General features: G+C 66.5%; 9 protein-coding genes. 8 read left to right on the top strand and 1 reads right to left on the bottom strand.

Annotated elements, in window-relative coordinates; genetic code table 11:
• The first annotated feature begins 112 nt into the window (after nt 1-112).
• From K940_RS0122065 to K940_RS0122055, 3 genes are all read left to right on the top strand, one after another.
• Nucleotides 113-811 (top strand): enoyl-CoA hydratase/isomerase family protein, encoded by a 699-nt coding sequence (locus tag K940_RS0122065; protein WP_028479238.1) that lies wholly within the window; start codon nt 113-115, stop codon nt 809-811.
• Between the two features lie 102 nt (nt 812-913).
• A complete protein-coding gene (locus K940_RS0122060) occupies nt 914-2,218 on the top strand; it encodes a M20 family metallopeptidase (RefSeq protein WP_081706561.1) in 1,305 nt (434 codons plus the stop codon).
• 53 nt (nt 2,219-2,271) lie between these two features.
• Complete coding sequence (locus K940_RS0122055) at nt 2,272-3,471, top strand: M20 family metallopeptidase (RefSeq protein ID WP_051407470.1); 1,200 nt, start codon at nt 2,272-2,274, stop codon at nt 3,469-3,471.
• Between the two features lie 37 nt (nt 3,472-3,508).
• Here K940_RS0122055 and K940_RS0122050 read toward each other — a convergent pair whose 3' ends face one another.
• On the bottom strand, nt 3,509-3,982 hold the full coding sequence (locus K940_RS0122050) for a gamma-glutamylcyclotransferase (protein ID WP_028479235.1): 474 nt from the start codon (nt 3,980-3,982) through the stop codon (nt 3,509-3,511).
• Nucleotides 3,983-4,157: 175 nt separating this feature from the next.
• Here K940_RS0122050 and K940_RS0122040 point away from each other — a divergent pair, with 175 nt between their 5' ends.
• The 5 genes from K940_RS0122040 to K940_RS0122020 all read left to right on the top strand — a co-directional run bounded on the left by K940_RS0122040 (nt 4,158) and on the right by K940_RS0122020 (nt 11,292).
• Nucleotides 4,158-5,561 (top strand): NAD(P)H-quinone dehydrogenase, encoded by a 1,404-nt coding sequence (locus K940_RS0122040; protein WP_028479234.1) that lies wholly within the window; start codon nt 4,158-4,160, stop codon nt 5,559-5,561.
• 306 nt (nt 5,562-5,867) lie between these two features.
• Nucleotides 5,868-6,968 carry a hypothetical protein gene (locus K940_RS0122035; protein ID WP_231390476.1) on the top strand — a complete coding sequence of 367 codons (1,101 nt, stop codon included), beginning with the start codon at nt 5,868-5,870 and terminating at the stop codon, nt 6,966-6,968.
• A 73-nt stretch (nt 6,969-7,041) separates the two neighbouring features.
• On the top strand, nt 7,042-8,028 hold the full coding sequence (locus K940_RS0122030) for a hypothetical protein (protein ID WP_028479232.1): 987 nt from the start codon (nt 7,042-7,044) through the stop codon (nt 8,026-8,028).
• 168 nt (nt 8,029-8,196) lie between these two features.
• Nucleotides 8,197-9,372, top strand: a complete 1,176-nt coding sequence (locus tag K940_RS0122025) for a PLP-dependent aminotransferase family protein (RefSeq protein WP_028479231.1) — start codon at nt 8,197-8,199, stop codon at nt 9,370-9,372.
• A gap of 192 nt (nt 9,373-9,564) precedes the next feature.
• On the top strand, nt 9,565-11,292 hold the full coding sequence (locus tag K940_RS0122020) for a glycerol-3-phosphate dehydrogenase/oxidase (protein ID WP_036529843.1): 1,728 nt from the start codon (nt 9,565-9,567) through the stop codon (nt 11,290-11,292).
• Nucleotides 11,293-11,327: the final 35 nt, after the last annotated feature.

Here is an 11,327-nt window from a genome sequence, read left to right as displayed (position 1 = left end):
CGCCGCGGTGATCCGCGTGCAGTGGACGGGGTCGGTCGATTCCCATGGCGCGAGGCCGAACCGTTCCTACCCGCGAGTCAGATAGGGCTCGGCCGCCCTATACGCTGCCCGCATGCCGTACTTGGAACGTGAGGGTGAAGTCTTCGTCGTCTATCTCGGGGAGCGCGATCAGACCGATAGTGAAAACCGTTTCCGCCCCGACTGGATAGCTGAGCTCGATGCGCTGTTGGACGAGGTCGAGAACTCCGAAGGCCCGGCCGCATTGGTGACCACGTCGACGGGAAAGTTCTACAGCAATGGCCTGGACACCGATCGTCTGGTCGCCGATCCGAAGGACGTACACGCCTACCTCGACCGGGTACACGCGGTCTACACTCGCTTGCTCGCCTTCCCGATGCCCACTGTCGCAGCGATGAACGGTCACGCTTTCGGGGCGGGCGCCATGTTGGCAACCTCGCACGACTTCCGGGTGATGCGTGCCGACCGCGGTTACTACTGCTTGCCCGAGGTGCACTTGGGTATGCCCTTCACCGTCGCGATGAACGCTCTGCTCACCGAGCGGCTGTCCAATCAGGTGTGCGTTCAGGCGATGACCACCGGCCACCGGTATCCGGCCGAGGAAGCACTCGCCGCGGGCATCGTGGACGGGACGGCTGCCGCCTCGGAACTGCTCGCTACCGCAATCGAGCGGGCCGCAGGGTTGGCGGCGAACCGCAAGCCGAATCTGCCGATCATCAAGCGTGCACTGCACGCGAAGGCGCTGGCCGGTCTCGCGGTGCCGACCACCGTGGAGAACTTGGGGGGCAACTGACCGGTCGTGTACCTGTGCTGCGCCGCAGGTACACGCGTCGGCCGACGCGGCCGATCGGCGCGGGGCGCACCGATCGGCCGGCGCAATGCAAGACTGTGTTGCATGCCAGTACCGCCCAGCGCGCGCCGCGACACACGTCATCGCGACCATGCCGCGCGCTCGGAAGATCTTTCGGCCGCGCGTAGCGCGATCGATGCGGCGTCCGATGGCGCAGTCGCGGCGTCTGATGGCGCAGTCGCGGCGTCCGATGGCGCGATCGATGCGGCGTCCGCCGAGCTGATCGCGCTCTCGCACGCCATCCATGCCGAGCCGGAGTTGGCATTCGAAGAGGTTCGCAGCGCCGCGAAGACGATCGCTCCGCTCATCGAGCGCGGTTTCGAGATCGAGACCGGCGTTGCCGAGCTGCCGACGGCCTTTCGTGCTCGCTACGGCAACGGACCACTCACGGTCGGTCTCTGCGCGGAGTACGACGCTCTGCCCGACATCGGGCACGCGTGTGGGCACAACATCATCGCCGCGGCCGCAGTGGGCGCGGCACTCGGCCTCGCCGAGGTTGCCGATGCGCTGGGTATAACGGTGTTGGTGTTCGGTACACCGGCCGAAGAGAGCGGCGGCGGCAAAGTGCTCATGCTCGAGCGGGGGGTCTTCGACGACGTAGCGATGGCCATGATGGTGCATCCGGGCACGCAGGACATCGTCGGCGCTCACTCTTTGGCACTGGCCGACCTGTCGGTGGTGTTCCACGGCCGGGAGGCGCATGCCAGCGCCGCCCCGGAACAGGGACGCAATGCTGGTGACGCCCTCACTGTGGCCCAGGTTGCACTGGGGTTGCTGCGGCAGCATCTCCTGCCTGGCCAGCAGCTACACGGTATAGTCGGTCACGGTGGTGTAGCTCCCAATATCGTGCCCGGGCATGCGGAATTGCTCTACTACCTACGCGCAGTCGACTCCGCATCTCTCGACGATCTGGTGCAGCGAGCATCGGCCTGCTTCGAAGCGGGTGCGCTCGCTACCGGCTGTACCCATGAGATTCGGACGCTTGCGCCAACCTATGCCGAGCTGACTCCGGACCCGGAGTTACTGCTCGCCTACCGTGAGCAGATCATCGCACTGGGCCGCGCGCCGATAGCTCCGGAGTTCGAGGCGCAGCGGCCACTGGGCAGCACGGACATGGGAAACGTCACCAACGTCATCCCGGGCATCCACCCGGTCATCGGCATCGAGGCCGGCGATGCGGTGACACATCAGCCGGGTTTCGCCGCGGCGAGCGTCAATGCCTCGGCGGATCGTGCGGTCCTCGATGGTGCACGGGCGCTGGCGCGCACGGCGACAACCGTCGCGCGCGACGAATTCCACAGAGACAGGTTGCTGCAACGGCTACTGCAACGACAGGAGGGCATTCGGTGAGCACAACCGGCCGTGCGCGAGATACGGACCCGCTCGCGGGATCCTGGGTGACCATGGCGGACAACGAGCACTCCGCCGTGTCCAACGGTAGCCGGTCCGGGCGGGACGCGGTCGGGGCATGGCTGTCGGATCATCTGGTCGATCTCGTTCAGTGGCGCCGGCACATACATGCCAATCCGGAACTGTCGCGTACCGAGTTCGCTACGACCGAGTTCGTCTCCGCATGGCTGACCAAGGCGGGCTTGATACCGCAGGTACTTCCCGGCGGCACCGGTCTGATCTGCGACATCGGGCCGGAAGGGCCGCGGATCGGGCTGCGCGCCGATATGGACGCGTTACCACTGCAGGAGTTCACCGGCCTGAGTTTTGCCTCCACCGTGCCGGGTGTGGCCCACGCGTGCGGCCACGACGCGCACACCACCATCCTGCTCGGTACGGCGTTGGCGCTGGCCGAGTTGCCGCAGCTGCCGGTCGGCGTGCGGCTGATCTTCCAGCCCGCCGAAGAAGTCATGCCCGGCGGAGCCATCGATGTGGTCGCCTCCGGCGCCATGGCAGGAGTGGAGCGGATGTTCGCGCTGCACTGCGACCCCCGCCTCGAGGTGGGACGGGTGGGTATCCGGGTCGGCGCGATAACTTCGGCTGCCGACACCATCGAGTTGGTGCTCGACTCGCCGGGTGGCCACACTTCGCGTCCCCATCTGACCAGTGATCTGGTCTATGCGATCGGTACCGTGATCACCGGGTTGCCCGGTTTGCTCAGCCGCCGCATCGATCCGCGCACCAGCACGGTCATGGTGTGGGGTGCGGTCAGCGCGGGCAAGGCGCCGAATGCGATTCCGCAGACCGGTATGCTCACCGGCACCATCCGCACCGGCGATCACGAGACGTGGTCGCTGCTGGAGCCGATGGTGCGCGAGATCGTGGATGGGCTGCTCGCGCCGACCGGCGTGCGCTACCAGCTGAACTACCGCCGTGGCGTGCCGCCTGTGGTCAACGAGGTGCAGTCCACCCGCATGTTCGAGGACGCGATCCGTGCGCTGGGACCCGATGCGCTGGCCGACACCATGCAATCCGGCGGCGGCGAGGACTTCTCGTGGTATTTGGAGGAAGTGCCGGGCGCGATGGCGCGTTTGGGCGTCTGGTCCGGCGAGGGGGAACAGCTGGACCTGCACCAACCCACCTTCGATCTCGATGAGCGCGCACTCGAGGTCGGCGTGCGAGTGTTGACCGATATCGTGCTACGCGCGCGCTGAGCCCCACCCGACCGCGCCACCGTCCCGACCGTCGGTGTCAGCCGAAGTTGCCCGGCCCCACGTTGCGGCTGTTGCGGGTTCGCAAGGTGTGGACATAATCCTCCGGAGCACCGGCCTTTTCGGCTGCATCGGCGATCACGCCGAGATAGCGAGCCGATGGCAGGCCGCCTTCGTAGGCGTCCAGCACGTACAGCCATGCCAGAGTGGATCCGCCGCCTTCGGCCCCGCGGCTGACGCGCAGGCGGATCTTCTTGTGGATGCCGAAGTCCGAGCCTTCCCAGCGGTCCAGGCGTTGCTCGTCTTCCACGGATACGTCGTAGAGCACGGCGAACACTCGGGAACCGGGATCTTCGACCACCGTCGCGAGCGGTCCCTCCCAGCCGATGTCGTCACCCGCGAAGGTGAGCCGCCAACCCTCCAACCAGCCCGTCCCGGACATGGGGGAGTGTGGACAGCGCTCGAGCATCTGCGAGGAGTCCATGTTGGACCCGTAGGCGGCGTAGATCGGCACTAGAAAAGGGTAGCCAATAACCGCCGGAGCCTGTGTTCGATTGCCCCGCGTGCGGCGCGGCGCACATCGAGCAGCCCTCGTGCATCGGCAACGCGCGCGGAGCTGCGCGATGGTTGCCGGATACCGTCTACCGTGTGCCGGAGATCCCGGTGCGAATGCTCGAGCGGAGGTATCCATGACCCGCATCGCGATCATCGGCGGTGGACCGGCCGGCTATGAGGCGGCGCTGGTGGCGGCCCAACACGGGGCGTCGGTGACGCTGATCGATTCCGATGGTATCGGCGGGGCGTGCGTGCTGTGGGACTGTGTCCCGTCCAAGACGTTCATCGCCTCGACCGGCGTGCGCACCGACCTGCGCCGCGCTCGCGACCTCGGGATCACCTTGGACCCGAACCAGGCGCAGGTGCAGTTGCCGGAGGTCAATGGGCGGGTGAAGGCCCTGGCGTTGGCGCAGTCCTCGGATATCCGTTCCAAGTTGCAAACCGTCGGGGTGACGGTGTTGGCCGGTCGCGGCGAATTGATCGATTCGGCCGGAGGCTTGGCCGCCCATCGAGTGCGGGTCGACCTCGTCGGCGGTGAGCAGCAGACCATCGAGGCCGAAGTGGTGTTGATCGCCACCGGTGCCAGCCCCCGCGTGCTGCCCGGTGCCGAACCCGACGGCGAGCGCATTCTCACCTGGCGTCAGCTCTACGACCTGGAGGGGCTGCCGGAGACGCTGGTGGTGGTCGGTTCGGGTGTCACCGGTGTGGAGTTCGTCTCCGCCTACACCGAAATGGGTGTGCGGGTGAAGCTGGTGTCCAGCCGAGATCGGGTACTGCCCGGCGAAGACGCCGATGCGGCGCTCGTTCTGGAGGACGCGCTGGCCGAGCGGGGCGTCGAATTGTTCAAACATGCGCGCGCGGACGCGGTAGGGCGTACCGCCGAGGGCATCGTGGTCGAGCTCTCCGACGGTCGTGTGGTTTCCGGATCACACGCACTGATGACCGTCGGCTCGACACCCAACACTGCGGGCCTCGGGTTGGAGCGGGTGGGTATCGAGCTGGACCGGGGCGGCTATCTGCGGGTGGACCGGGTATCGCGCACTCCGGTGCCCGGCATCTATGCCGCGGGCGATTGCACCGGTGTACTACCGCTGGCCTCGGTGGCCGCGATGCAGGGACGCATCGCGATGTACCACGCCCTGGGCGAGGGCGTCAGCCCGATTCGGCTGAAGACCGTTGCATCGGCGGTGTTCACCCGACCAGAGATCGCGACCGTGGGCGTGGGCCAGACCGCGATCGACAACGGTGAGGTGCCGGCGCGTACGGTGATGCTGCCGCTGAACACCAATCCGCGCGCGAAGATGTCCGGTCTGCGCCGCGGTTTCGTCAAGGTCTTCTGCCGCCCGGCGACCGGCGTGGTGATCGGCGGCGTCGTCGTCGCGCCGATCGCTTCGGAGTTGATCCTGCCGATTGCGCTTGCCGTGCAGAACAATCTGACGGTCAACGACTTGGCGCAAACGTTCTCCGTCTACCCGTCGCTCACTGGTTCGGTGACCGAGGCGGCGCGTTTGCTCATGAGGCACGACGACTTGGGGTGACATCGGTTCGGTGGATGCGGCCGTAGCAGGAGCTCCGACAGTGGTCTGGGCGAATACCGATCGTGCCGTGTTGCTGTGGGCTGCATTGTCACCCACGGTTATTCGCCGCGTTGCCCATACCGCTCTCGTATGGTTCACTCTCTGCGCAGAGATGCGATCGTAGGGCGGTCGCGAGGTTCGTTGTGGGGGACAAGCTCTTTCCAGATAGACACGGCGGACGGCTCGGATCGTTCGACGGTCAGGCGTCTCACCCAGAGGCAACTGAATGTGATCGGAAGGTCGCATCCGGGAAGGGATTTGCGAAAAGTGAAACATCGTAAGCCGAGCCGGGCGCAGCGAGTGATGGCGAGTACATCGCTGCCACTGGCCACAGCGGCTGCAGTGGCCACTCTCTTCGCTGCGCCGGCGGGGGCGGCTCCCGACGATCAGCCGACCACCCCACCGACCCCAGCTCCAGCGCAGCCGGACGCCGACGAGCCGTCGAGCACGCCGGAGGCTACCCAGCCGGAGTCGCCGGAACTCGAATCCGAGCAGGATCCGCAGACACCGGAGCAGCAGACGACTCCGCAGCAGCCGGGCGTCACCACCCCGGAGCAGATGCCGGAGAACGGTTCGACCCCGCAGCAGCCCGGTGTCACCACCCCAGAGGAGACGACGCCGGAGAACGAATCGCCACGTCAGCCTGGCGTCACCTCGCCGGAGCAGCCGGGCGACGGGGACGATCTGATGGTGGAGCAGCCGCAGCAGCCGGGGGTGACCACCCCCCGAGTTGCGCCGTTGCCGGTCCCCGGCCAGCAGGACAGCGAGCCACCTGCCGCGACCGTGCCGGAGGATGGGACCGATCAGCAGGTCACACCACCGGCGAATGCGGGGAACGGACAGAATTCCGACGCAGGGCAGTCCGACAGTTCCATCTGGACGCAGCCTCAGTGGGAAGCACCCCGACTGGATGCGGCGCCACCTGCGCCGGTTGTGGAAATGACCGGCCCGCACGCAGAGGTCGGTGGGAATATCGACGGTGGCACGTTGATGCCGGGATATGTGGCCAACACTCACCACTTCGCCAACGAGGCAGGCTATGTCGGCACGATCGGTTACAGCACGCCGACGGGTGTGGGCGAGGCCGGTGCCTCGGTGGAGTTCATCGACATGAACACCATTCACATCACCACCTACACCGGTGGTGAGGGAACGGCCGACAACGGCACCACCATGGTGCTCGACACCACGCAACTGAACATGGCCAGAGCGGCGGTGGAGGACTGGATTCGAGAGCAGCCGGGCGGTGCGGCCGCGCTGGAGGCCGCGGCGAATATCGAATTGCCGCTGCCGCCGGGTGAGATCGAGCCGCAAACTTTCGAGGTGGGTGGTGTCGTCACCCAGTGGGGTGGTTCACTCCAGTACTGACACGAACCGATTTCGATGGGTGGGGCGGTCGTTCACGACCGCCCCACCTGTGCGTCCTGGGAAAGGATTGGCTGTGGCTTCCGAGGGTGATGCGAAGGAGAACGAATCCGATCGGTCTGGTTCGGAGTTCGGCCCGCCACTCGGGGAATTCGGTCCGCCGGTGTCGGAATTCGGCCCGCCGGCGGGAACCGACACCGGTGTAGGGTGGCAAGCGCCCCACCGGCCGACCGACCATCCCGAACTCGCCTGGCGTCCGGCCGATGATGCGACCTCGGCGCCCGGATCGCAGTATCGCGCCCCGGATTCCGGGGCCCACACCGATGACTCGACTGCGCCCCCGTCACCGGGGCGAGAGCAGCCCGCCACGGAGACCGGGCTCCCACAGGCCGCTGGTGGTGAGCGGGAACTGTGGTGGAACCATCCGACCACCGAGGGTGGTGTGCCGAAGCCGCCCGAGCCTTCCGAGCCGGGCTTGTCCTGGGCCGAGGATCCGATCGCCAAGCGGTTGGCGCCGACCGGCCCCGCGGCGCCGGTGTCGGTGCGACGTGCTGGGTCCTCGTCGTTGTCGGTCCTGCTCGGTGCGGGCGCGGTCGTCGTGGCAGTGATCGCGCTGATCGTGACGATCGTGGCTACTCGTGGCGACAGCGACACCAGCGCCGAGTCTCGGGCCGGTGGTGCTGCGGCGGCATCGCGGTGTGAGTCCGACACCGACGGCGCGGTGACCGTGGGCAATGGGCCCGGCGACGTCAGCAGCGGCGCGGGCGCGATTCTCGGCTTCCAGCACGCCTTCTACGTCGAGCGCAGCGGAGAGCGCGCGCGGCGGTTCGTCGCCCCCGACGCGACGAACATTTCCAGTGCAGAGGTCATCCAGAAGGGAATCGACGAGCAGGTGGCGGTGGGCACCGAGCATTGCCTGACGATCACCGAATTGACCAGCGATACGTTCGGCGTCGTTCTGACCGAATACCGACCCGACGGAACCAAACAGGAATATTCGCAGATGGTGACCACAGTGAGTCGGAACGGCAAGGTCCTGGTCCAGCAGATCGACGTCGGCTAGCGGCGACCGAGATCGCGCGAACTGCCGCACGGACCAGGAGCGGCGTAACCCCGGATGTTGGCTGTCGTTCGAGGCGCAGCCACGAAATATCACATCATGGGATGAATATTTCGAATTCTGATCGAGAATGTGCGACAGTGGAGTCCCGCGTGCTCCAGGAGGTCGCTCATGTCACCAACCCACCCACCGTTGGCCGGCAGGCTCGACGGACTGCGGAGTTCGGCGATTCGTGACCTGCTGAAGCTGACCGCACGGGGGGATGTCGTCAGTCTGGCCGGCGGGCTGCCGGACGTCGAGCTGATGCCGCGGGAGCGCCTGGCCGCCGCGGCAGAGGCCGCACTGAGTCACAATCGCTGTTTGCAGTACACCGAGTCACCGGGCTGGATGCCCTTGCGCGAGGTGCTCGCGGATCGGGAGTCGACGAGGTTGCGCCGCTCGGTGGAACTCGGCGAGATCTTCGTGACCCACGGATCCCAACAAGCTCTGTCGTTGCTGGCCGATGTATTGCTCGATCCGGGTGCACTGGTCGTGGTGGAGGATCCAGCGTATGTCGGTGCGCTGCAGGCCTTTCGAACCGCAGATGCCCGCATCGTCACAGTGCCCTTGGACGCCGAGGGCATGTGCACCGACGATTTGGCCGCACTGCTCGCCGGTGGGGCGCGCCCGGCCGTGGTGCACACGGTGAGCAATTTCCACAATCCGGGCGGCGTGACCCTGAGCTCGCAGCGGCGTCGAGAATTGGCACGGCTGGCCGAAGAATACGGCTTCTGGGTGATCGAGGACGATCCGTATGGTGAGCTGTGGTTCGACAGCCCGGCTCCCGCTCCCGTGGCGTCCCACTCCCGCAATGTCATCCGGCTCTCCAGCGCCTCGAAGATCGTCTCGCCCAGTCTGCGCGTGGGTTGGATGGTCGCGCCCGAACCGGTCTGCCGTGCGGTCGAGCTGTTGAAACAAGGTGCCGACCTGTGTGGTTCGGCACTGGCTCAACAGATCGCGGCCGACGTGCTCGCCGACGTGCCCTGGCTCACCGACCATGTCGATCATGTCCGTGAGGTCTACGGCGAGCGCGCGAAGGCGCTGGTGCACGCGATGCGTACGCGGATCGGGGACCGGGTGCATTGTCGCGACGCCTCGGGCGGCATGTTCGTGTGGGCGCAATTCACCGACGGCACCGATGTCGATCGGTTGCTGCCGGAGGCGCTCGCCGCGGGTGTGGCCTACGTTCCTGGTTCGGCATTTGCGGTCGGCGGTGGCTATCGCGACTCCATGCGGATGTGCTTCACCACGTTCGACGCGGCGACCTTGGATCTGGCCGTCGATCGGCTCGCGAGTGCTCTCGGTTAGCTGCTGGCCGCGAATGCGCGGGTCACTGCGCGACAGGTGTGCCCGCCGGTCGGTCGGGATCGTTGGCGCTACTGGCGAGTAGTTCGATCACGACACGATGTCGGCGGCGGCCGGTCCGGGGGCGGGGATTCGCACTAGCCTGGAGAGAAACGCTCGATCGGGCACATTCCGCGTCGGCTGGAGGAGTCGAGCATGAAACCGAGTTCGCAGTTCCTCGGTCCGCAGCAGCGCAGGACAGCGTGGGAGCGCTTCGGTACGGAGCACTTCGATATCGTCGTCGTCGGCGGAGGGGTGGTTGGGGCAGGGATCGCGCTGGATGCGGCTACGCGAGGGCTCCAGGTCGCGCTGGTCGAGGCACGTGATCTCGCATCGGGTACCTCCAGTCGGTCGTCCAAGATGTTCCACGGCGGGTTGCGTTATCTGGAACAGTTGGAGTTCGGACTGGTGCGTGAGGCGCTGCGCGAGCGTGAGTTGTCGTTGTCCACGCTGGCGCCGCATCTGGTCAAGCCGTTGCGCTTCCTGTACCCGTTGACCCATCGCGCCTGGGAGCGGCCCTACGTCGCAGCGGGTTTGGTCCTCTACGATTCCATGGGCGGAGCCAAATCCGTTCCCGGTCAACGCCACCTGACGCGTGCGGGTGCGTTGCGGCTGGCCCCGGGGCTGCGGCGGGACGCGCTGATCGGCGGCGTCAGCTACTTCGACACGGTGGTCGACGACGCGCGCCACACCATGACCGTGGCGCGTACCGCGGCGCACTATGGCGCCACGATCCGCGTGTCGACGCAGGTGATCGGTCTCCTGCGCGAGGCCGACAGAGTGGTCGGCGTCACGGTGCGTGACACCGAGGACGGGCGCACCGGGGAGATTCGTGGGCACGTGGTGGTCAATGCGACCGGCGTCTGGACCGACGAAGTCCAAGCACTGTCTCATCAGCGAGGTCGGTTTCATGTGCGCGCCTCCAAAGGCGTGCACATCGTGGTGCCGCGCGACCGGATCGTCAGCGATGCGGCGATAATCCTCCGTACCGCGACCTCGGTATTGTTCGTGATCCCCTGGGGCACGCACTGGATCATCGGCACCACCGACACCGACTGGAACCTCGATCTCGCGCATCCGGCCGCCACCAAAGCCGATATCGACTACCTGCTCGAACGGGTGAACCAAGTGTTGGTCACCCCGCTCACCCCCGCCGATATCGACGGCGTGTACGCGGGTCTGCGTCCGCTGTTGGCGGGAGAGATCGACGAGACCTCGAAGCTGTCGCGTGAGCACGCTGTCGCCCGCCCCGCACCCGGCCTGGTCGGCATCGCGGGGGGCAAGTACACCACCTATCGCGTGATGGCCTGCGATGCGGTGGACGAAGCGGCGCAGGACATACCGGCTCGGGTCTCCCCCTCGATCACCGAGAAGGTGCCGCTGCTGGGCGCGGACGGCTATTTCGCCTTGGTGAACCAGACGGTGCAGCTGGCGCAGGCCTACGGCGTGCACCCGTATCGCATCAAGCATCTACTCGACCGATACGGTTCGCTGATCGATGAAGTTGTGGCCTTCGCGGATGGAATGCCCGAACTGCTGCAACCGATTACGGACGCCCCGTCGTATCTGCAGGTAGAGGCGGTGTATGCCGTAGCAGCAGAGGGCGCCTTGCATCTGGACGACATCCTGGCGCGCCGCACCCGGATCTCGATCGAGTACTCACACCGCGGTGTCAACTGCGCCGAGCAGGTAGCGCAGCTGGTCGCACCCATCGTGGGGTGGAACGACGAGGAGATCGACTGGGAGGTCGAGACCTATCGGGCACGGGTGGAGGCGGAAATCTGCTCGCAAACCCAGCCCGATGACGTGTCAGCGGACGCCTTGCGAATCGCGGCTCCCGAACCTCGTCCGCAGATCTTGGAACCCGTGCCCTCCGAGCGCTGAGGGCGCGTGTGCTCGATCAGCCGTAGGGGAGTCGG

The organism is Nocardia sp. CNY236 (genome assembly GCF_000482385.1).
In the GTDB taxonomy this organism is placed as follows: Bacteria; Actinomycetota; Actinomycetes; order Mycobacteriales; family Mycobacteriaceae; genus Nocardia.
Note: the sequence above shows the minus strand (reverse complement) of the source record. Positions and strands in the feature narration are given on the sequence as shown.